General features: G+C 64.2%; 16 protein-coding genes and 1 tRNA gene. 10 read left to right on the top strand and 7 right to left on the bottom strand.

Annotated features, from left to right (window positions below):
* Positions 1 to 51 precede the first annotated feature (51 nt).
* Together QCE58_RS00785 and QCE58_RS00780 are read left to right on the top strand one after the other, a co-directional pair.
* Positions 52 to 1782, top strand: a complete 1731-nt coding sequence (locus tag QCE58_RS00785; RefSeq protein WP_250520856.1) for an AMP-binding protein — start codon at positions 52 to 54, stop codon at positions 1780 to 1782.
* Positions 1783 to 2398: 616 nt separating this feature from the next.
* A complete protein-coding gene (locus QCE58_RS00780) occupies positions 2399 to 3346 on the top strand; it encodes an alpha/beta hydrolase (RefSeq protein ID WP_250520855.1) in 948 nt (315 codons plus the stop codon).
* A gap of 3 nt (positions 3347 to 3349) precedes the next feature.
* Here the strand turns inward: QCE58_RS00780 and QCE58_RS00775 are convergent, their stop codons facing one another.
* Positions 3350 to 4195 carry a transporter substrate-binding domain-containing protein gene (locus tag QCE58_RS00775; protein ID WP_008352486.1) on the bottom strand — a complete coding sequence of 282 codons (846 nt, stop codon included), beginning with the start codon at positions 4193 to 4195 and terminating at the stop codon, positions 3350 to 3352.
* Between the two features lie 182 nt (positions 4196 to 4377).
* Between QCE58_RS00775 and hemE the strand changes: the two genes are divergently transcribed.
* Positions 4378 to 5475: a uroporphyrinogen decarboxylase gene (gene hemE / locus QCE58_RS00770; RefSeq protein ID WP_175979658.1), complete on the top strand. Its 1098-nt coding sequence runs from the start codon at positions 4378 to 4380 to the stop codon at positions 5473 to 5475.
* Between the two features lie 461 nt (positions 5476 to 5936).
* A complete protein-coding gene (locus QCE58_RS00765) occupies positions 5937 to 8183 on the top strand; it encodes a primosomal protein N' (protein WP_250520854.1) in 2247 nt (748 codons plus the stop codon).
* A gap of 1 nt (position 8184) precedes the next feature.
* On the opposite strand, the gene QCE58_RS00760 is transcribed toward QCE58_RS00765, so the two are convergent.
* Entirely contained in the window at positions 8185 to 8340 is a 156-nt protein-coding gene (locus QCE58_RS00760) for a hypothetical protein (RefSeq protein WP_160172900.1), read from the bottom strand.
* Between the two features lie 314 nt (positions 8341 to 8654).
* Between QCE58_RS00760 and putA the strand changes: the two genes are divergently transcribed.
* Both putA and QCE58_RS00750 read left to right on the top strand, forming a co-directional pair.
* Positions 8655 to 12581, top strand: a complete 3927-nt coding sequence (gene putA / locus QCE58_RS00755) for a trifunctional transcriptional regulator/proline dehydrogenase/L-glutamate gamma-semialdehyde dehydrogenase (protein WP_250520853.1) — start codon at positions 8655 to 8657, stop codon at positions 12579 to 12581.
* Positions 12582 to 12693: 112 nt separating this feature from the next.
* On the top strand, positions 12694 to 13839 hold the full coding sequence (locus QCE58_RS00750) for a branched-chain amino acid ABC transporter substrate-binding protein (RefSeq protein WP_008352495.1): 1146 nt from the start codon (positions 12694 to 12696) through the stop codon (positions 13837 to 13839).
* Positions 13840 to 13881: 42 nt separating this feature from the next.
* On the opposite strand, the gene QCE58_RS00745 is transcribed toward QCE58_RS00750, so the two are convergent.
* The 3 genes from QCE58_RS00745 to QCE58_RS00735 form a co-directional block, all read right to left on the bottom strand.
* Positions 13882 to 14385 carry a cytochrome b/b6 domain-containing protein gene (locus tag QCE58_RS00745; RefSeq protein ID WP_250478920.1) on the bottom strand — a complete coding sequence of 168 codons (504 nt, stop codon included), beginning with the start codon at positions 14383 to 14385 and terminating at the stop codon, positions 13882 to 13884.
* Positions 14386 to 14395: 10 nt separating this feature from the next.
* Positions 14396 to 14659 carry a PepSY domain-containing protein gene (locus tag QCE58_RS00740; protein ID WP_008352500.1) on the bottom strand — a complete coding sequence of 88 codons (264 nt, stop codon included), beginning with the start codon at positions 14657 to 14659 and terminating at the stop codon, positions 14396 to 14398.
* 78 nt (positions 14660 to 14737) lie between these two features.
* Positions 14738 to 16429 (bottom strand): thiamine pyrophosphate-binding protein, encoded by a 1692-nt coding sequence (locus QCE58_RS00735; protein ID WP_034472322.1) that lies wholly within the window; start codon positions 16427 to 16429, stop codon positions 14738 to 14740.
* A 296-nt stretch (positions 16430 to 16725) separates the two neighbouring features.
* Between QCE58_RS00735 and flhF the strand changes: the two genes are divergently transcribed.
* Genes flhF through QCE58_RS00720 form a run of 3 tightly spaced genes read left to right on the top strand, consistent with a single transcriptional unit; the run spans position 16726 to position 20158 of the window.
* On the top strand, positions 16726 to 18498 hold the full coding sequence (gene flhF, locus QCE58_RS00730; protein ID WP_008352504.1) for a flagellar biosynthesis protein FlhF: 1773 nt from the start codon (positions 16726 to 16728) through the stop codon (positions 18496 to 18498).
* Complete coding sequence (locus QCE58_RS00725) at positions 18491 to 19408, top strand: flagellar biosynthesis protein FlhG (protein WP_034472320.1); 918 nt, start codon at positions 18491 to 18493, stop codon at positions 19406 to 19408. The genes flhF and QCE58_RS00725 overlap by 8 nt, the downstream gene beginning before the upstream one ends.
* Positions 19409 to 19426: 18 nt before the next feature.
* Positions 19427 to 20158: an RNA polymerase sigma factor FliA gene (locus QCE58_RS00720; protein ID WP_008352509.1), complete on the top strand. Its 732-nt coding sequence runs from the start codon at positions 19427 to 19429 to the stop codon at positions 20156 to 20158.
* Between the two features lie 6 nt (positions 20159 to 20164).
* On the opposite strand, the gene QCE58_RS00715 is transcribed toward QCE58_RS00720, so the two are convergent.
* Complete coding sequence (locus tag QCE58_RS00715; protein WP_008352510.1) at positions 20165 to 21259, bottom strand: GGDEF domain-containing protein; 1095 nt, start codon at positions 21257 to 21259, stop codon at positions 20165 to 20167.
* Between the two features lie 191 nt (positions 21260 to 21450).
* Between QCE58_RS00715 and QCE58_RS00710 the strand changes: the two genes are divergently transcribed.
* Positions 21451 to 22461: an aromatic ring-hydroxylating dioxygenase subunit alpha gene (locus tag QCE58_RS00710; protein WP_034472317.1), complete on the top strand. Its 1011-nt coding sequence runs from the start codon at positions 21451 to 21453 to the stop codon at positions 22459 to 22461.
* 33 nt (positions 22462 to 22494) lie between these two features.
* Here the strand turns inward: QCE58_RS00710 and QCE58_RS00705 are convergent.
* Positions 22495 to 22570: transfer RNA gene (locus QCE58_RS00705), tRNA-Arg, on the bottom strand.
* Positions 22571 to 22613: the final 43 nt, after the last annotated feature.

Raw genomic sequence — 22613 nt, 5'->3', positions numbered from 1 at the left:
GCCTCCAATTAGCCTTCACCGGGCGGCGATTCACATTGGCGGAGACCATCGATGACAACTGAACCGACCCACGCCGGCGCGCAGATCGAACCGCGCGACGGCATTTCCTATGTTCGCGGCGCGACCGACATCCCATTGAGCGACGCGACCATTGCGCGCTTCCTTCTCGAAACCGCTGGGAGATTCCCCGATCGCCCGGCCGTCGTGTTCCGCGAGCAGAACATCCGCTGGACGTGGCGCGAGTTCGCAAATCAGATCGACGTGCTCGCGAGCGGACTGCTCGCGCTCGGCATCGAGGCGGGTGATCGCGTCGGCATCTGGTCCCCCAACCGCATCGAATGGCTGCTCACGCAGTTCGCCACCGCGCGCATGGGCGCCACGCTCGTCAACATCAATCCGGCGTACCGGCTGGCCGAGCTCGAATATGCGCTGAACAAGGTCGGCTGCAAGGCGATCATCGCGGCCGAGCAGTTCAAGTCATCGAAATATCTGGAGATGCTGCAGACGCTCGCGCCCGAACTCGCGCATGCCGAGCCGAACGCGCTTCACGCCGGGAAGCTGCCGGAATTGCGCGCCGTGATCCGCATGGGCGAGAGCAAGACGCCCGGCATGCTCAATTTCGAGGACGTGATGCGTACCGGTCGCGAACGGCTCGACGCGACGCCGCTCGACGCAGTCGAGGCGAAGCTGAAGCCGGACGATCCGATCAACATCCAGTTCACGAGCGGCACGACCGGCAATCCGAAGGGCGCGACGCTCACACATCGGAACATCGTCAACAACGCGCGCTATATCGCAATGGCGATGCGCCTGACCGAGCAGGATTCGCTGTGCATTCCGGTGCCGCTGTATCACTGCTTCGGCATGGTCCTGGCCGTGCTCGCGTGCGTATCGACGGGCTGCACGATGGTGTTTCCCGGCGAAGCCTTCGACCCTGCCGCGACGCTCGCTGCCGTGCACGAAGAAAAATGCACGGCGCTGCATGGCGTGCCGACGATGTTCATCGCCGAACTCGATCACCCGGACTTCGGGAAGTACGATCTGAGCCGGCTGCGCACGGGCATCATGGCGGGTTCGCCGTGTCCGATCGAGACGATGAAGCGCGTCGTGTCGAAGATGCATCTCAGCGAGATCACGATCGCGTACGGCATGACTGAGACAAGCCCCGTGTCCTTCCAGAGCTCGACGACCGATCCGCTCGACAAGCGCACGACGACCGTCGGACGCATTCAGCCGCATCTGGAAGTGAAGATCGTCGATCCGCTGGGCAATATCGTGCCGGTCGGCGAAACCGGCGAGCTGTGCACGCGCGGCTATTCGGTGATGAAAGGCTACTGGGGCGACGACGCCAAGACGCGCGAGGCGATCGTCGACGGATGGATGCACACCGGCGACCTCGCGACCATCGACGCGGAAGGTTACTGCAACATCGTCGGCCGCCTGAAGGACATGCTGATTCGGGGCGGCGAGAACGTCTATCCGCGCGAAATCGAGGAATTCCTGTTCCGTCATCCGAAGGTGCAGTCGGTGCAGGTCTTCGGCGTGCCCGATCAGAAATACGGCGAGGAAGTATGCGCGTGGATCGTCGTGCGTCCCGGCGAGCAGGCGAGCGAGGAGGAAATTCGCGAGTTTTGCCAAGGACAGATCGCGCACTACAAGATTCCGCGCTACATCCGCTTCGTCGACGAACTGCCGATGACCGTCACCGGCAAGGCGCAGAAATTCGTGATGCGCGCCCGCATGATCGACGAACTGAAGATCGCCGAGGCCAAAACGGCCTGAACTTCGGCGCTGCTTCGCGGTGAAAAGACAAAGGGAGCGCTGCGGCGCTCCCTTCTGTCATTGGACGAAACGTTCGGGTGTTGAAATCCCAAAACGCAAACGTTTGTCCGGGCGAAAAAAAAGCGGGCCTGGAGCCCGCTAAAAACCACACGCTACGGGGTTAGCGCGAGGAGACCAAACGTGGGATGTGTCGAATGCCTTGCATTCGAATAACGATCCCAACACCGATGCCCCAAATGTGAGTGCTTCGGCCACAGCCTGCCATCGGATCGCGTTGTTTTCGCACGACGCGACGCAATACATCCGTGTTGAAACCGTTTCAACAGATTGTGGGCGAATTGAATCCGAGTCGCCGTAACAAAGTGTTTCAGGTTGTAACCCGCGCCCGATAAGGCTCGGAGGAAATTTTCGAGCGCGATTGTCCAGATTTCGACCGATATATTGTCTGTTATTCGGACGATTAATCCGTTCGGGATGACTTGACGCGCGATTGCAGATTTTCAAACTCGTGCGATTATTCTATTTTTTTCGCGGAAATCGAACGCCCGGACGCATGAAATCGATGCGCAAAGTGGGCCGCGCGCGCATAACGACACAAAAACCTATGGAGATACGCATGAGCATTGATGCAGCCCTGCTTCGCTATTACCGCGCCGTCGAGGACGCTTTTCCGGCTTTGCCGCCGGACGCGGATGCGCTGGCGTTCCGGGAGCGCTTCAGCAAGGTCGCTCGAGCTTACGCCGGAGAGCGCGACGATGCCGTAACGGCGGAAAATATTCAGCTCGATCTCGAAGGCCGCACGCTCGCCGCCCGCATCTACAAGCCGAAAGAGGCGCGCGGCCCGCTGCCGCTGATCGTGTACTTTCACGGCGGCGGCTGGGTCGTCGGCGATATCGACACGCACGATGGCCTCGTCGCACGGCTCTCGCGCGACTCGCAATGCGCGGTGGCGAGCGTCGACTACCGGCTCGCGCCCGAGCATCCGTTTCCCGCGCCGTGCGAAGACGCGCTCGAAGCGCTGCTCTGGCTCGCGGAGCACCGGTCGCGGCTCGGCTTCGCGACCGACCGGCTGGCTGTCGGCGGCGACAGCGCGGGCGCGCATCTGGCGGTTGTCGCGGCACGCGGCGCGAACGAGCGCGTCGCGGGCATCGTCGGCTTGCAACTGCTGCTTTACCCGGTCATGCGTCGTCAGTTCGAGAGCCCGAGTTGCATCGCCAATGCGAACGGTCCGGGTCTCACGAACGATGAGATGAAGTGGTACTGGACCCAGTTCCTTTCGGGTGAAACACCGCAGGCGCACGATGTGCGCGCCTTTCCGCTCTCCGAGCCGTTCGAGCGCACGCCGGCGCCCGCGATCGTCGTCGCGGCGGCGTACGATCCGCTCTATGACGACGCCGTCGAACTCGAACGCTTCCTGCAAGCGAACGGCGGCCGTGTCGAGCTGATCGACGCGCGCGACATGACGCACGGATTCGGCCGCATGCATTCACAGTCCGACGCGGCGCTCGGCTGGCTGCGCAAGATCGGCGAGCGCACCGGCGAACTCTTGCGCGCCGCGCGCTGACCGCTACTTCAGCCACTTGTCATAGACAGCCTGGAACTCGCCCGACGAACGGGCGAGATGCAGCCACTGATCGACATACTGCTGGAACGGCACGTCGCCGCGCGGCAGCAGATACGCCTTTTCGCCAAACTGGAACGGCTTGTCCGGATGCACCGAGCACAGCCCCGGATTGAGCTTCTGCTGAAGCAGCGTTTCGGATGCGTCCGTGACCATGACGTCGGCCTTGCCGTCGAGAATCTGCTTGAAGATGGTCACGTTGTCCGGATACTCGATCAGTTGCGAGTGCGCAAAGAACTGCTTCGCGAAGCGTTCGTTCGTACCGCCCGGATTCACGATCGTCCGCACGTTCGGCTGATCGATCTGCGCGACGGTCTGATACTTCTCGACATCGTCGCAACGCACGATCGGCGTCTTGCCGTCTTCCATGTACGGCGCGGTGAAAAACGCGCGCTTCTGCCGTTCGAGCGTCGTCGAGACGCCGCCCACGGCGATATCGCATTTCGCGATGAAGTCGTTCATCAGATTCGACCACGACGTCTTCACATACTCGGCCTTCGCGCCGAGCGACTTCGCGAGACTTTCCGCGAGATCGATGTCGATGCCCTCGAACTGCCCGTCCGGACGCAGGAACGAGTACGGTTTGTAATCGCCGGTCGTGCAGACGCGCAGCGTGTGGCGTGCGAGGATGTCGTCGAGGCGAGAGGGCGCGGCAACCGACGAAGGCGCGGGCGCGGCGGACTTTGCTCCGGCGACGGTGCCGGCCTGAATCGTCTGCGCGTGCGCGGCGTTCAAAAGCGAGAGCGACACCGCGAAGGCAGCGGCTGCGAGACTGACGGACGTGCGTTGCATCGATTCTCCTGGTTCTAGTTGTGTAAGCACACTGATCATAACGAGGGCTTCGCTTGCCCGAAATCCGGCCAAACGACATAGGCCGCGCGGCATGAGCCGTTCCGAATTGCCGGGCTCAGCCGGCGTAAACGTTCGACCGCTCCGGTAGAATGGACGATTCTCTGCCTTGAGCATCGAGCGACGTGGCACACACTCTTCTGAACGACACCTTCCTGCGCGCGCTCTTGCGCCAGCCGACCGACTACACGCCGATCTGGCTGATGCGCCAGGCAGGGCGCTATCTGCCGGAATACAACGCGACGCGTGCTCGCGCGGGCAGTTTTCTCGGTCTCGCGAAGAATCCGGATTACGCGACCGAAGTCACGCTTCAGCCGCTCGAACGCTTTCCGCTCGACGCCGCGATTCTCTTCTCGGACATCCTGACCGTCCCCGACGCAATGGGGCTCGGTCTGAACTTCGTGCAGGGCGAGGGGCCGCGTTTCGAGCGCACGGTGCGTACCGAAGACGATGTGAAGCGCCTTGCCGTGCCGGACATCGGCGCGACGCTTTCCTACGTCACCGACGCCGTAAGCCAGATTCGCCGCGCGCTCACCGACGCGCAAGGCCGCCAGAAGGTCCCGCTGATCGGCTTCTCCGGTAGTCCGTGGACGCTCGCGTGCTACATGGTCGAAGGCGGTGGCTCGGACGACCATCGCACGGTCAAGTCGATGGCGTATTCGCGGCCGGACCTGATGCATCGCATTCTCGAGGTCAACGCGCAAGCCGTCACCGCTTACCTGAACGCGCAGATCGAAGCGGGCGCGCAGGCCGTGATGATCTTCGATACATGGGGCGGCGCACTCGCGGATGGCGCGTATCAGCGCTTCTCGCTCGAATACATCGCGAAGGTGGTTGCCGGCCTGAAGCGCGAGCACGATGGCGCGCGCGTCCCGGTCATCACGTTCACGAAGGGCGGCGGACTCTGGATCGAGGAAATCGCGGCGACGGGCGTCGATGCGGTCGGTCTCGACTGGACCATGAATCTCGGCCGGGCGCGCGAAAAGGTCGGCTCGCGTGTGGCGCTGCAGGGGAACATCGATCCGAGCGTGTTGTTCGCGCCGCCCGCGTCGATCCGCACCGAAGCGCGCGCCGTGCTCGAAAGCTTCGGCAATTTTCCGGGCCACGTCTTCAACCTGGGCCACGGCATCTCGCAGTTCACGCCGCCGGAAAATGTCGCGGAGCTGGTCGACGAGGTTCATCGACATAGCCGCGCCATGCGCGCCGGCCAAGCCGCCCGGTAAAAGGCGTACGAAAACTTGCGTTGCGGACGCGTGCTGCAGTGCAATATCGGTGATTCGGGGCAAGTGATCAGGAGCTGGAGGGTTCTGTCCGGATCGCCCGCCTCAGGCGGCGCTCCCCGATGTCAAGACTGAACTTATGCACAATTTGTTCGCTGCGGCGCGCCATCAGACGTATGGCTTACAGCAACCAATAAGATGTCGCTATATGTGCTTCAAGCCAATGATTCTTAACGCATTTCGACGGCTTCGCCCGAAATGTGGGTTAGCGCACATAAGGGATTCGTGACATTGTTTGCGGCGATCACGGACGCACTTCTCAACAAAGTTATCCACAGGGCTGTGGAAAGCATCGGAAATCCAAAAATAATCGGCGGTTTACAGACGATTCTGATGTTTCACTTTAACTTCTCCCGCCTCGGGCGCTTGGTTCTGTCGAACCGTCTTGCGCGGGGTCCCGCGCGGTGACTGATCTATTCGTCCGCGTCGCCGTCGATCAGCCCATGCCCGTGCTGTTCGACTACCGCTATGCGCTGCCGGCCGCGCCTGCTGTCGGCATGCTGGTGCAGGTGCCGTTCGGGCGACGCGAAGTCGTCGGGTTGATCTGCGAAATCGCCCATTCAAGCGACGTGCCCGCTGCCAAACTGCGCGACATCACTTCGATTTGCGAAGGCTGCGCGCCGCTGTCGGAAAAGTGGATCGCGCTTGTCAGCTTCGCCGCCGATTACTATCAGCGCGGGCTGGGCGAGGTCGCGCTGCCGGCGCTTCCGCAGGCGTTGCGCGACGCCTCGCGCTGGGATCGCCTTTTTGCCGTCGAGCCGCGCTTTCGCATTCTCCCCGAAGGGCGCGCGCAACTCCCCGATGCTTTGCCCGCCCGCGCCAGCGCCCTCCGGCGTCTCGCCGATGCGCTCGCGGAACAGCCGTCGCTGACGTTGTCCGACGCGCGTGCGTTGCATCCGAAAGCGGGCGCGACCTTCGACGACTGGATCGCGCGCGGATGGATCGAAGCGGTGACAGCGCAGATCGCCGAACCCGACGCGAGCGCGCCCATGCTGCCGACCGGCGCGGTGCCGCTGCCCTTGCTGACCGATGAACAACGCGAAGCCGTCGATGCAATTTCCGGCGCGCAAGGGTTCGCCCCGTTCCTGCTGTACGGCGTGACGGGCAGTGGCAAGACCGAGGTGTATCTGCACGCGCTCGCCGCGTTGCTCGCCGACCGGCCTGACGCGCAGGCGCTCGTCCTCGTTCCCGAAATCAATCTGACGCCGCAGTTCGAAGCGGCGTTTCGCGCGCGTTTCGCGGCGCTCGCGGACGGCTCGATCGTCACGATGCACAGCGGACTCGCCGAAGGCGAACGCGCGCGCAACTGGCTCGCGGCGCATACGGGCAGCGCGCGCATCGTGCTCGGCACGCGCCTCGCGATTCTCGCGTCGATGCCGAAGCTCGCGATCATCGTCGTCGATGAGGAACACGATCCCGCGTACAAGCAACAGGAAGGCTTGCGCTACTCCGCGCGCGATCTCGCCATCTATCGCGCGAAGCAACTGGATATTCCCGTCGTGCTCGGATCGGCGACGCCATCGCTCGAAACCTGGTGGCAGGCCGAGCAGGGCCGCTACACGCGACTCACGCTCACGCGCCGCGCCGTCGCCGAAGCGGTGCTGCCGAGCGTCCGGCTCATCGATCTGGAAGAGGAAAGACGGCGAGGCCGCGCCTCGGTCGAGGGGCTCGCGGGGCCGCTGATCGCGGCGCTGAAGACACGCGTCGAGCGCGGCGAGCAAAGCCTCGTATTCCTGAACCGGCGCGGCTATGCGCCGATCCTGTCCTGCGATGCCTGCGGCTGGGTCGCCGGTTGTCCGCGTTGCAGCGCGTATGCCGTGCTGCATAAGCCTGAGCGCGCGCTGCGTTGTCATCACTGCGGCTGGGAATCGCGCATTCCGAAGTCGTGTCCGGAATGCGGCAACATCGATATCGCGCCGATGGGCCGCGGCACGCAGCGCGTCGAGGAAACGCTCGCGAGCGTGGTGCCGGGTGCTCGCGTGCTGCGCATCGACGCCGACAGCACGCGCCGCAAAGGCAGCGCGCAGGCGCTTTTCTCCGATGTCCACGCGGGCGAAGTCGACATTCTCGTTGGCACGCAGATGATCGCGAAGGGCCATGATTTCCGGCGCGTGACGCTCGTCGGCGTGCTGAACGCGGACACCGCGCTCTTCTCCCACGACTTTCGCGCGAGCGAGCGGCTCTTCGCGCAACTGACGCAGGTGAGCGGGCGCGCCGGACGCGCGGGCTTGCCCGGCGAAGTGATGATTCAGACGCGCTATCCGCGTCACGCGCTGTATCAAGCGCTATCGCGACAAGACTACGTGGGTTTCGCCAATTCGACGCTCGCCGAACGCCGCGACGCGCGTCTGCCGCCGTTCGTCTACCAGGCGATGCTGCGCGCCGAAGGCCGCACGCTCGATGCGGCGCTGAAATTCCTCGAAGAAGCGGCGGCGGCGTTCGGACCTCTGCCCGGCGCTGAGCGCGTGACGGTCTACGACGCGGTTCCGCTCACCATCGTGAAAGTGTTCAATGTCCACCGTGCGCAACTGCTGCTCGAAAGCGCGTCGCGGGCCGCGCTGCAGGCGTCGCTGCGCGCGTGGCAGCCGGCGCTGCGCTCGCTCAAGGGCGTGCTGCGCTGGAACGTGGAAGTCGATCCGCTGGACGTCTGATTCAGATTTCGGCGCGTGGAACGTCGCTGACCGCGCGGTCGCCTTGGCCGGAAGCGTCATCGGACCGATGAACGTGCGGCGACGCGCCCCGCACGAACAACACGACGCAGACCGCGAACATCGCCCAAACGCCGGCCACCACCATCCAAGTGCTCATGCTCGTTGCTCTCCCCGAAATCGCGGAATATCGACCGCTGAAGGCGTCGCCATCGACGGCGCATGGCGTTTATAACGGCGGTGTCCGAGGATTTACTTAGGGGCCGTCTCAAAAATTCCGGATTAGGGAAACTACTAGGCGCCGAGCGCCGCGCGCCATCCGGCGGTGCACCGCTCAAAGCCTTGTGCCACAAGGGTTTCATTGCGGTGCAACCCTAGCGAAAATCTCGGTTGCACCTTTTAAATCAGCGGGGTACGATTCGCCAACTTTTCAGGTCTCTGGCCGGCCGAGCACGACCGGCAAACGAAGGAAATATGGCGAGCACAACCCTAGGCGTCAAAGTCGACGATCTGCTGCGTTCCCGGCTCAAAGATGCCGCGACGCGCCTCGAACGCACTCCCCACTGGCTTATCAAGCAGGCGATCTTCGCTTATCTGGAGCGCATCGAGCATGGCCAGCTTCCGCCCGAACTGACGGGTGCGAACGGCTCGTCGGAAATGGCGGATGCACCTTCCGTCGATGGCGACGAAGACGGCGCGCCGCATCCGTTCCTCGATTTCGCGCAGAACGTGCAGCCGCAATCGGTGCTGCGCGCGGCGATCACGGCGGCGTATCGCCGGCCGGAGCCGGAGTGCGTGCCGTTCCTGATCGGTCAGGCGCGACTGCCTTCGAACGTCGCGGCCGAAACCGAAAAGCTCGCGACGAAGCTCGTCGAAGCGCTGCGCGCGAAAAGCTCGGGCGGCGGCGTCGAAGGTTTGATCCACGAATTCTCGCTGTCGAGCCAGGAAGGCGTCGCGCTGATGTGCCTCGCCGAAGCGCTCCTGCGCATTCCCGACCGCGCCACGCGCGACGCGCTGATTCGCGACAAGATCAGCAAGGGCGACTGGAAATCGCACATGGGCCAGGCGCCGTCGCTGTTCGTGAACGCGGCGACGTGGGGTTTGATGATCACCGGCAAGCTCGTCACGACGAACAGCGAAGCGGGCTTGTCGTCGGCGCTGACGCGTCTGATCGGCAAGGGCGGCGAGCCGCTGATCCGCAAGGGCGTCGACATGGCGATGCGCCTGATGGGCGAGCAGTTCGTCACCGGCGAGACGATTTCCGAAGCGCTCGCGAACAGCCGCAAGTACGAAGCGCGCGGGTTCCGCTACTCGTACGACATGCTCGGCGAGGCCGCGACGACGGAAGAAGACGCGCAGCGCTACTACGCGTCCTACGAGCAGGCGATCCACGCAATCGGCAAGGCGGCGGGCGGGCGCGGCATCTACGAAGGCCCGGGCATTTCGATCAAGCTCTCCGCGCTGCATCCGCGTTATTCGCGCTCGCAGCAGGAACGCACGATGAACGAGCTGCTGCCGCGCGTGCGCTCGCTCGCGCAACTGGCGCGCCGTTATGACATCGGCCTGAACATCGACGCCGAGGAAGCCGATCGTCTCGAAATCTCGCTCGATCTGCTCGAAGCGCTCTGTTTCGATCCGGAGCTCGCGGGCTGGAACGGCATCGGTTTCGTGGTGCAGGGTTATCAGAAGCGCTGCCCGTTCGTGATCGACTATCTGATCGATCTCGCGCGCCGCAGCCGTCATCGCCTGATGATTCGCCTCGTGAAGGGCGCGTACTGGGACACGGAAATCAAGCGCGCGCAAGTCGATGGACTCGAGGGCTATCCGGTCTATACGCGCAAGATCTACACGGACATCTCGTATCTCGCGTGCGCGAAGAAGCTGCTCGGCGCGCCGGATGCCGTCTATCCGCAATTCGCGACGCACAACGCGTTCACGCTCTCCGCGATCTATCACCTCGCCGGACAGAACTACTATCCCGGCCAGTACGAGTTCCAGTGCTTGCACGGCATGGGCGAGCCGCTCTACGAAGAAGTCACGGGCCGCGACAAGCTGAACCGTCCGTGCCGCGTGTATGCGCCGGTCGGCACGCACGAAACGCTGCTCGCGTATCTCGTGCGCCGTCTGCTGGAAAACGGCGCGAACACGTCGTTCGTGAACCGCATCGCCGATGAATCGATTCCGGTGAAGGAACTCGTGCGCGATCCGATCGACGAAGCGCAGGCGATCACGCCCCTCGGCGCGCCGCACGCGAAGATTCCGCTGCCGCGTCAGCTTTACGGCAACGAGCGCTCCAATTCGATGGGCCTCGATCTGTCGAACGAGCATCGGCTGGCTTCGCTGTCGTCGGCGTTGCTGGCGAGCGCGCATCATCCGTGGCGCGCGGAACCGATGCTCGAAGGCGGTGACATCGGCAACGGCGTCGCGCGCGATGTGCGCAATCCGTCGGATTTGCGCGATCTCGTCGGCACGGTCGTGGAAGCGTCGCCGGAACAGGTGAGCGCCGCGATCGCCAACGCGGTCGCCGCCGCGCCGATCTGGCAGGCGACGCCGGTCGAAGACCGCGCCGATTGCCTCGCGCGCGCCGCCGATCTGCTCGAAGCGCAAATGCACACGCTGATGGGCCTCGTCGTGCGCGAAGCGGGCAAGTCGCTGCCGAACGCGATCGCGGAGATTCGCGAAGCCATCGATTTCCTGCGCTACTACGCGTCGCAGATTCGCGCCGAGTTTTCGAACGATACGCATCGCCCGCTCGGTCCGGTCGTGTGTATCAGCCCGTGGAACTTCCCGCTCGCGATCTTCATGGGCCAGGTCGCCGCTGCGTTGGCCGCGGGCAACCCGGTGCTCGCGAAGCCCGCTGAACAGACGCCGCTGATCGCCGCGCAAGCCGTTCGCCTCCTGCGCGAAGCGGGCGTGCCGGCGGGCGCGGTGCAACTGCTGCCGGGCAATGGCGAGACGGTCGGCGCGGCGCTCGTCGCCGATCCGCGCACGCGCGCCGTCATGTTCACCGGCTCGACGGAAGTCGCGCGCCTCATCAACAAGACGCTGTCCGAGCGCCTCGATCCGGATGGCCGCCCAATTCCGCTGATCGCCGAAACCGGCGGCCAGAACGCGATGATCGTCGATTCGTCGGCTCTCGCGGAGCAGGTCGTCGCGGACGTGCTGCAGTCGTCGTTCGATTCGGCTGGCCAGCGCTGCTCGGCGCTGCGCGTGCTGTGCCTGCAGGACGACGTCGCGGATCGCACGCTCGAGATGCTGACCGGCGCGATGAACCAGCTCGCGGTCGGCAATCCGGATCGTCTGTCGACGGATGTCGGTCCCGTCATCGACGCCGACGCGAAACGCGGCATCGACGCGCATATCGCCGGGATGCGCGACAAGGGCCGCAACGTCACGCAACTGCCGCTGCCCGACAACTGCGCGCAAGGCACGTTCGTGCCGCCGACCTTGATCGAGCTCGATAGCATCGACGAACTCAAGCGCGAAGTATTCGGCCCGGTGCTGCATGTGGTGCGTTATCGCCGTTCGAACCTTGATAAACTCCTCGACCAAATTCGCTCGACGGGTTATGGCCTCACGCTCGGCATCCATACGCGTATCGACGAAACCATCGCGCACGTGATCTCGCGGGCGCATGTCGGCAACGTCTATGTGAACCGCAATGTGATCGGCGCCGTGGTCGGCGTGCAGCCGTTCGGCGGCGAAGGGCTGTCGGGCACGGGTCCGAAGGCGGGCGGCGCGCTGTATCTGCAGCGTCTGCTCGCGAAGCGCCCGACCGGTCTTCCGAAGTCGCTGGCGAGCACGCTCGTCGTCGATCAGGTGGCGTCGAAGGACACGCCGACGGCCGCGCTCACCGCATTGCGCGACTGGGCGATCGGCGAACGCGATCCGCAGACGGCCGCGCGTTGCGACGGTTATCTGCAGCATGTGATGGCGGGCGCGACGGCCGTGTTGAGCGGACCGACCGGCGAACGCAACACGTACACGCTCGGCGCGCGCGGCACGGTGCTGTGCGTGGCGGCGACGGCGAGCGGCGCGCGCGCGCAACTGGCCGCCGTGCTGGCGACGGGCAACAAGGCGTTGTTCTCCGGCTCGGCGGGCGAGCAACTGGCGGCGTCGTTGCCTTCTGCGCTCAAGCCGTTCGCGATGGTCAGGAAAGCGGCGGAAGACTTCGACGCCGTCTTGTTCGAAGGCGACAGCGATGAACTGCTGTCGCTCGTGAAGGAAGTCGCGAAGCGTCCGGGACCGATCGTATCGGTGCAGGGCGTGGCTGCGGGAGCGTTCGCCGACGCTGGCCACGACGGTGAAGACTACGCGCTCGAACGTCTGCTGACGGAACGCTCGGTGAGCGTGAACACGGCGGCGGCGGGTGGCAATGCGAATTTGATGACGATCGGTTGAGACACCCCTCGAACGCTCGGTTCAAACGAATTCAAACAATCGGCAGCAGGCACGGCGTAACGGAGACACGCGCGGCACAGGCTGCCATCCACACTGGAACACAGGAGAAGCTATGAAGCACACGATGACCAAGCTGGCGGCAGCCATGACGCTCGCCGGCCTGTTCGCGGGGACCGCAGCTGCACAGCAGGCAGAAGACGTGAAGGTTGGCTACGCCGGCCCGCTGACCGGTGCGCAGGCGCACTACGGCAAGGACATGCAGAACGGCATCACGCTCGCCGTCGAAGACTTCAACGCCACGAAGCCGGTGATCGGCGGCAAGCCGGTTCGCATCGTGCTGAACTCGGCGGACGACCAGGCCGACCCGCGCACGGGCACGACCGTGGCGCAACGCCTCGTCGACGATGGCATCAAGGGCATGCTCGGCCACTTCAATTCGGGCACGACGATCCCGGCATCGCGCATCTACGCGAACGCGGGCATCCCCGAAATCGCGATGGCGACGGCGCCCGAGTACACGACGCAAGGCTTCAAGACCGCCTTCCGCATGATGACCTCCGACACGCAGCAAGGCTCGGTCGCGGGCGAGTTCGCGGTGAAGACGCTGAAGGTCAAGAAGATCGCGATCGTCGATGACCGCACGGCATATGGCCAGGGTCTTGCCGACCAGTTCGAGAAGGCGGCGAAGGCGGCGGGCGGCACGATCGTCGACCGTGAATTCACGAACGACAAGGCTGTCGACTTCAAGGCGATTCTGACGAAGATCAAGTCGACGAATCCGGACCTCGTGTACTACGGCGGCGCGGATTCGCAAGCCGGCCCGATGGTCAAGCAGATGAAGACGCTCGGCTTCCGCGCGCCGCTGATGGCGGGCGAAATGGTGAAGACCGACACGTTCCTGAAGATCGCGGGCGACGCGGCTGACGGCACGGTGGCATCGCTCGCCGGCCTGCCGATGGACGAAATGCCGGGCGGCGCGGACTACTCGGCGAAGTACAAGAAGCGCTTCAACGAAGACGTGCAGACGTACTCGCCGTACGCCTACGACGGCGCGATGGCCATGTTCACCGCGATGAAGGCTGCGAACTCGACGGATCCGGCAAAGTACCTGCCGTTCCTCGCGAAGACCGACATGCAGGGCGTGACGGCGAAGCACCTGTCGTACGACTCGAAGGGCGATTTGAAGAACGGCGGGATTACGCTGTATAAGGTCGTCGGCGGGAAGTGGACGACGTTGCAGAGCGTGGGCGGGAAGTAAGCGTTCCTCGCATTGAGTCGAGAGAAAGCCTCGTGATTCGCGTCACGGGGCTTTTTTGTTGCCCGTCACCATCGCCCGAACCAAATTCTCCCGCGTCCACACGCTCATCAGCACGGCCGCGGCGACGTGCACGCAGACACAAACCTCGACCGCGATGGCGAGCCACGCATGAATCTCCTGCGGCCAGTCCTCGCCCCAGAACGCATCGAGCCGCATGATCCACCCGGACAGCGCGAGCGCGAGAATCAGGAACCAAAGAAAGAGCGCCATCAACCCGCCAAGCGGATTGTGCGAAACGTGATGGATCGGCCTGGCCCTGGCAAGCGACCTCAGATAGTCGACGAGATGCGAGCGCGTCGGCCACCACGCCGAAAACCGCGCATGACGCGAGCCGACGAAACCCCAAACGATACGCGCAACGACAAGCCCGGCCGCGACATACCCGAGCACGCGATGCGTGGAATCCGTCGGTCCGAACAGATTCCACAAGACGATGCCCGCGACGGCCCAATGCGTCAGCCGGACGAAGCCGTCCCAGACTTTCACGGCGCGAGCGTCACTCGACTTCCGACTTCACGACCGCCAGCGTCTTCGTGTCGTAATAGATCTCTACCTTCTTGCCGTTCTTGTCGTGACCGTAGATTTCGTAGCAGTTGCCATCGACCTTGAACTTGCGGATCTTGTAGCCTTGCGCTTCAAGCTGCGCCTTGGCATCCGATTCCTTCATCCATTCGCTCTTCGGATGCGCCGTGCAATCCGCCTTCGCGAATGCCGCACCCGAAAAGCCCAACGCCAACGACAAAGCCAGAACCTTAAGCATCGCTAACTCCCGGTGTTTTCGAACTGGCTACTCTACTGCCACCGGAAGCGCGCTGCAAGCAGCTTGAAAGTTTGTCCGCTAGCGCTTGCCTTGCTGGCGAATTTGTTCGAGTGTCGCGCCCGGCGTGCTCTGGTCCCGCGGAATGCGAATCTCGATCACCGCGGGCAAGCCGGATTCCCGCGCGCGCTCGAACGCGGGCATGAACTGCTCCGTCGATTCGACCAGCTCGCCATGCGCGCCGAACGCGCGCGCATACGCCGCGAAATCCGGATTCGTGAGCTCCGTCCCGTGCACGCGATTCGGATAATGCCGCTCCTGATGCATGCGGATCGTGCCGTACTGCGCGTTGTTCACGACGATGAAAATCACCGGCAGCCGATACTGCATCGCCGTCGCGAGTTCGTTGCTCGACATCATGAAGCAGCCGTCGCCCGCAAACGCGATCACCGTGCGGTCCGGATACAGCGACTTCGCGGCGATCGCGGCGGGCACGCCGTAGCCCATCGCACCGCTCGTCGGCGCGCACTGCGACCGGAAATGCCGATACGAATAATGCCGATGGAGCCACGTCGCGTAATTGCCCGCGCCGTTCGTCAGGATCGAATCGGCGGGAATCGTCTCGGCGAGCTGACGCATGATTTCGCCGAGCTGCACATCGCCCAACATCGGGCGCGGCTTGCGCCACTCGAGATACGCGGCGTGCGCGGCTTCGGCGCTGCCATCCCATGCAACGCTGGCGGGCGCTTCCAGCGAAGCCAGAAGAGACGCGATCTCCGGCATGCCCGACACGATGGGCAATTCCGCGCTATACACGCGCCCGAGTTCCTCCGCGCCCTGATGCACGTGGATGAGCGTCTGCTTCGTCTTCGGGATATCGAGCAGCGTGTAGCCGCCCGTCGTCGATTCGCCCATGCGCGGGCCGAGCACGAAGAGCACGTCCGCATCGCGCACACGCGCGGCGAGCGCCGGATTGATCCCGAGGCCGACATCGCCCGCGTAGTTCGGATGGTCGTTGGAGAGCGTGTCCTGAAAGCGGAACGCGCAGCCGACCGGCAGTTTCCACGCTTCCACGAAGCGCGCGAAGTCCTGCGTCGCCTCGGCGGTCCAGCCGCTTCCGCCCGCGATCACGAACGGCTTCTTCGCGTTCGCGAGCAGTTCGCGCAGGCGCTCCATCTGCGCCTTCGACGGCGACGCCGCCACGCGCTGATAACGCGGCGCGGGCGGCACGGCATCGACGGTTTCGGTCAGCATGTCTTCCGGCAGCGCGAGCACGACCGGACCCGGACGGCCGGACATCGCCGTGTGAAACGCGTGGCTCATGTATTCAGGCACGCGGCGCGGATCGTCGATCTGCGCGACCCACTTCGCCATCTGCCCGAACATGCGCCGATAGTCGATTTCCTGAAACGCCTCGCGATCCATGTGATCGCGAGCGCATTGGCCGATGAGCAGGATCATCGGCGTCGAGTCCTGAAACGCGGTGTGCACGCCGATCGACGCGTGCGTCGCGCCCGGCCCGCGCGTCACGATCGCGACGCCCGGCTTGCCGGTGAGCTTGCCGACCGCCTCGGCCATGTTCGCCGCGCCCGCCTCGTGGCGGCAGACGATCGTCTGAATCTGCTCGGTCTCGTCATGCAGGGAATCGAGCACGGCGAGGAAGCTCTCGCCGGGCACGCAGAACACGCGCTCGACGCCGTGATGGACGAGCGCATCGACGAGCAATCGCGCGCCGGTGGTTTGATCCTGTGAGGAAGGGACAGCGGACGTCATGCGAAGAAGTCTCCTTTGATTGTCCGGCGCGGCTTCGATGCGCGCGGAGCCTAAAGCTTACGCCGCCGCGCCCGCGCGCGGAAACGGGCGAAGCGGAATCTTTTTCCGGGCAAACGCCCGCCCTTGCGATGCACGGCGCGCTTCCATCAGCCGAAATACCCCTTTTTCTCACCCCTTATCCAGCGATGGACAAAGACTCAAGTTCGCAATAATGGCTTCACTGAAAAGCGGACACGGCAACGAGCCAAGTGGGTCCGCTTGCTAAAGATCGCAGTTTCACCTCATCGGGGGCAAGTTTGAACATTCGTAAATTCATCGGCGCGAACAGCCGCGACGCACTGCGCCAGGTTCGTGAAGCGCTCGGCCCCGATGCCATCGTGTTGTCCAATCGCACGCTCGATGACGGCTCGGTCGAGATCGTCGGCGTCGCGGACAGCGACATCGCGTCGATCTCGCCCGCCGCGAAGGAACAGGCAGCACGTTCGGCGGGCACGTCGCGCGCCGCGCTGGCCGCCGCTGCAGCCGCGATGCCGGCGAAGCAGCCGGCCGCGAATCCGTACGCGAGCGGCGATGTGTTCTCGTCCGTCTTCGGCGCGAACACCGATGCGGACGATGAATTTCACGCCGAGCCGGAAGCTCGCGCAGAAGACGACACGCCGCCGACGATGGCCGATTCCAATCCGTGGCTGATCGAGCATGCGAAGCGCATCGCGCAGCAGGCGTCGATGCCGTCGAACCGTCCGCTGACCGCGTCGGCTGCGATCGCACGCGGCATGGGCGTGCCGGTCCCGGTGACTGCGCAAGAGACGCGCGTCGAAAAGACGGCGGACTCGGCCCGCTACGCCATGCGTCAGCAAACGAAGCGCGCGGAAGCCGCCGTCGAGCCGAAGGTCCAAACGCCCGACTGGGCACGCGAAGCCGCGCAAATCGCCGCGCGCCGCGCCGCGCAGAAGATCAACGCGAGCGCGCCGCACGCCGAAGCAGCCGAGGCGAACGCCGCGCCGGCATCGAAGGAACACGCATTCGATGGCTTGCCCGCGAACGCGGCGGCCGTCGTCACCGAAGCGATCCGCACGCGCATGGAGCAGGTCGTCAACGAAACGGTGATGAACGAGCTTTCGTCGATGCGCTCGATGATGGAAGAGCACTTCTCCGGTCTCATGTGGGGCGAGCGCCAGCGCCGCAACCCGACGGGCGGCGCGCTCACGAAGCGTTTGTTCGCCGCCGGTTTCTCGGCGCAGCTCGTCCGCATGATGGTGGACAACATGCCGGAACTCGAGAGCGTCGAAGGCGCGCTCGAGTGGGTGCAGCAGGTGCTCGAATCGAACATTCCGGTGATGGACAGCGAAGACGCGCTGATGGAACGCGGCGGCGTGTTCGCACTGATGGGCCCGACTGGCGTGGGCAAGACGACCACGACGGCCAAGCTCGCCGCGCGCTGCGTGATGCGCTTCGGCGCAAGCAAGGTCGCGCTGCTCACGACCGACAGCTACCGTATCGGCGCGCACGAGCAACTGCGCATTTTCGGCAAGATTCTCGGTGTGTCGGTTCACGCGGTGAAAGACGGCGCGGACCTGCAACTCGCGCTTTCGGAACTCCGCAACAAACATATCGTGCTGATCGACACGATCGGCATGAGCCAGCGCGATCGCATGGTCTCGGATCAGATCGCGATGCTGTGCGGCGCGGGTCATCCGGTGCAGCGCATCCTGCTGCTCAACGCGACGAGCCACGGCGACACGCTCAACGAAGTCGTGCAGGCCTACAAGAGCGCGGCGGACCAGCCGCCGCTCGCGGGCTGCATCCTGACCAAGCTCGACGAAGCGACGAATCTCGGCGGCGTGCTCGATACGGTCATCCGCTACAAACTGCCGGTGCATTACGTGTCGACCGGTCAGAAAGTGCCGGAGAACCTGTACGTCGCGACCAAGCGGTTTCTCATCAAGAGCGCGTTCTGCATCCCGCGCGACAACTCGCCCTTCGTGCCGCAAGACGAAGAAACGCCTGCGCTGCTGTCCGCGTTGTCCGCGCGCGCCACGACCGAACTGCATGAGGTGCACTTTGGATAAGTTCGTGCTCGACCAGGCGGAAGGCCTGCGACGGCTCCTTACGCGCGCCGGTTCGCGCGTGGTGGCGATCGCGGGCGGACCGGCCGGCATCGGATGCACGTCGGCGGTGGTGAATCTCGGCGCGGCGCTTTCCATCCACGGCAAGGACGTGCTCGTGATCGACGAGCACCGCAACGCGGGATCGGTGAGCCGTCTCGTGGGCACCGAAGACGCGGGCGCGCTCGCCTCGGTGATGTCGGGCCGGCGCATGCTCGGCGATGCCGTCGAGCGCACGCCGTTCGGCTTCTCGCTGATGGCCGCGCCGCGCGACGAACGCATCGTTCACGATGCCGCGCAATGCCGCGCGTTGCTCGACGGTCCGGCGGACATCGTGCTGATCGATGCGCAACTCGATCGCCACGGCGCGCTGTCGACGCTCGCGGCGCAGGCGCATGACTTTCTTATTGTGACGCGGGTAGCCGCGTCGGCGATCACCGAGGCGTATGCGTGCATGAAACGACTGCACTACGCCCATGCGATCGGCCAGTTCCGCGTGCTCGTCAATCACGTGCAGAACCCGGCCGACGCGGCGGTCGCGTTCGACAACCTGTCGGGCGTCGCGAGCCGGTATCTGGCCGTGTCGCTCGTGCAGGCGGGATATGTGTCCGAGGATGCGCGCGTCGCTCGGGCGATGGAACTCTCACGCTGCGCAGTCGAAGCGTTCCCGGCCACGGCCGCGGCGCGCGACTACCGCGCAATCGCGGCGGAGCTCCTGCACTGGCCGATGCGCCCCGCGCCTTATATGCGCGATGCGGGCGGCCAGGCCGACGCGCGAAATCCGGTTAGCGACTCTGTACAGGGCGCGCGGGAGGCGTCGCATCGTGCGGCTGCGCTTCACGACTTTGCATTGAGCAGCACGGCGTCGATGTGATCAAGATAGGTGACCAAGATGTATAACGCCCAAGGCAAACTCTCACAGTCGGAAGTGCTGACGAAATACGCACCGCTCGTTCGACGGCTGGGGCTCCAACTCGTCGCCAAGATGCCGGCGAGCGTCGATCTCGACGATCTCATTCAGGCCGGCATGATCGGCCTGCTGGACGCGGCGAGCCGCTACAAGGAAGATCAGGGCGCGCAGTTCGAAACATATGCGAGCCAGCGCATCCGCGGCGCGATGCTGGATGAGCTCCGCGCGAACGACTGGCTGCCGCGCAGCATGCGCAAGACGTCGCGCGAAGTGGAATCGGCGGTGCACAAGGTCGAGCAGAACCTCGGCCGCGCGGCGAGCGAGCAGGAAATCGCCGAGCACATGAAGATGCCGCTCGACGAATATCAGTCGATGCTTCAGGACTTGCACGGCAGCCAGCTGATCTATTACGAAGACTTCGATCGCTCCGCCGACGACGAGCCGTTCCTCGACCGCTATTGCGTCGATCGTTCGGATCCGCTGTCCGCGCTGCTCGACGACAGCCTTCGCGGCGCGCTGATCGAAGCCATCGACAAGCTGCCCGAGCGCGAGAAGCTCCTGATGAGCCTCTATTACGAACGCGGCCTGAACCTGCGCGAAATCGGCGCGGTGATGGAAGTGAGCGAGTCGCGCGTGTGTCAGTTGCACAGCCAGGCGGTCGCGCGTCTGCGCACGAAGCTGCGCGAGCAGGCGTGGACGAGCGTCGAGGCCTGACGTTCCCTAGCTGATCTCGAAGTCCCGCGTCTCGGCGAAGACCGTTTTCCCTTCGCCGAGACTTTTCGCGCGGTACATCGCGCGGTCGGCGGCGCGCAGCACGGCGGTCATGCCGGTTTGATGCGCGGACGCCGCGCTCGAAAGCAGGCATGCGCCGATGCTCGCCGATACCGACACCGGCCGCTCCTGCACCGACGTAATTTCGCCGAGCGCCGAATGGATGTTGTCGGCCACCGACAACACGGCGTCGCGGTCGCGCATCTGATGCGCGAGCACGACGAACTCGTCGCCGCCCAGACGCGCGATGGTGTCCGACTTGCGCATGCGCTTCGCGAGCGAGTCCGCGAAGGCTTGCAGCAGCAGATCGCCGACGGCGTGACCGTAGGTATCGTTCACTTCCTTGAAGCCGTCGAGATCGATCAGAAGGAGCGCGGTGGCGTGATCGCCATTGGCTTCGGGCGCGTTCATCGCGCGATCGACGACTCTTTCCAGCGCGTACCGGTTCGACAGACCCGTGAGCGGATCGGTCGATGCCTGACGCGCTAGATCGCGATTCGCGTTGCCGAGCCGATCGACGAGCACGCTCAGATACACCGATGCGCCGAGTACGCTCAGCGCGAGCCCGATCGCGGCGGGAAGATTCTCGTGCCACCACGGCTGCCAGACGGCCATCGCCGTGACGATGATGAGCGCCGTCGCGCACGATACGGCGAGCGTGCGCTTGCCGTATCGGCATCCCGAACCGATCAGAAACCAGAACATCACCCAGAGAAGCGGCAGCGCCGTTGCGCCGCCCGCGGCGAGCGCGAGCCCGAGGATCGTCTGATCGGCGATGGTCGTGACGGTCAGGCGCGCAACAGAAGGCGCGCTCATGCGGCTGACGATCAGAAGCGTGATCGCCCCATAAGACACATAGAGCGCGACGAGGCGCGTGGTCAGGAAGGCATCGTGTGAAGGGCGGAGCCACGCGAAAACGCCGTAAGCCAGAAGAACCACCGCTCCCATCCAGACCCGCAGCGTGGCCTGCTCGCGTTCCGGATTCCGGTGTTCGGACCATGCGAAGGCATAAGTCCGGCGTGCCGGTTGATGCGCCTGCTCCATACTGAACCCCTGGATGGTGATTTCTTTCTTTTATCTTGCTGCCAAGTACTGCGGCCCCGTCGCATGGCATCGGCTGAATTGAGTGGTATCGAGTTGCACCGAGCGAGCGATCCGCTATTTTGCAACGTTTTGCGAAGACGCTGTGTTTCGTGTAAGAACAGCTTAAGAACGTCCATTTCTCATTCACGGCGATGCGCGACGAATCCATTTCTTTAGCTGCCGAATGGCTGCCCGTTTGCAATAGCGAAGACGTGCCGGAAGGCGGCGCGCGCGGATTCATCGTGGCCGATGAGCGGATCGTCGTGTGGCGGGACAGCATCGGCGCGGCGCATGCGTGGCGCGATTACTGTCCGCATCGGGGCGCGCAGTTGTCGCTCGGGCATGTGATGCGCGATCAGATCGTGTGTCCGTATCACGGCTGGAGTTACGACATCGAAGGACAGTGTTTGCGGATTCCGTCGAATCCTTCATTGCGTCCGTCGAAGCGCGCGTGCGCGACGACTTTCGTTTGCGAAGAGAAGTACGGCGTTATCTGGATGTGTTTCGGCGAGCCTGCGTATGCGCTCGATTTCTTTCCCGAAGCCGCGATTCCCGGTGGCCGGCGCATCAATCTCGCGCCGCAGACGGTGAGGTCGTCGGCGCCGCGCGTCGTCGAGAATTTTCTGGACATGGCGCATTTCTCGTTCGTGCATGCGGGGATTCTGGGCGAGGACACGCATACGGAAGTGCCCGATTACGAAGTCGTCGCGAGCGATGAAGGTCTGGAAGCGCGGCAATGCCGATACTGGCAACCGGCGGGAATGCCGGGGCAGGGCGGCGGCGCGATGATCGATTATGTGTATCGCGTGAAGCGGCCTTTGATCGCGAAGCTGACGAAGATGGCGTCGGGCGGGCAGGGCGCGCTGCATATCATGCTGGCGGCGTCGCCGGTGACGCAGACAGAGACGCGCGCGTGGCTCGTCTCGATTCACGAGGACGATTCGACGCATTCCGATCGCGAGTTATACGACTTCAATATGGAGATTTTGATGCAGGACACGCCGGTGGTGGAGTCGCAATGGCCGCAGCGCTTGCCGCTCGATCTCGATGCGGAGTTGCATCAGAAGTGCGATCGGATGGCGGTGGCTTATAGGAGGTGGTTGGCGGGGATGGGGTTTGGTTGGGGGACGACGACGGCGAACCGCGAGGGCGGACTCGAGTAGTTTCGACTGCGACGGCTGTCGAGTGGAAACGCTTGGCGCGCCCGGCTGGGATCGAACCAGCAACCCCTGCCTTCGGAGGGCAGTACTCTATCCATTGAGCTACGGGCGCATCGGAGAAGGGCTTGCGGAAGAACTACACACGCCGTAAGACG

It is taken from the genome of Caballeronia sp. LZ028 (assembly GCF_031451415.1).
GTDB lineage: Bacteria > Pseudomonadota > Gammaproteobacteria > Burkholderiales > Burkholderiaceae > Caballeronia > Caballeronia zhejiangensis.
Note: the sequence above shows the minus strand (reverse complement) of the source record. Positions and strands in the feature narration are given on the sequence as shown.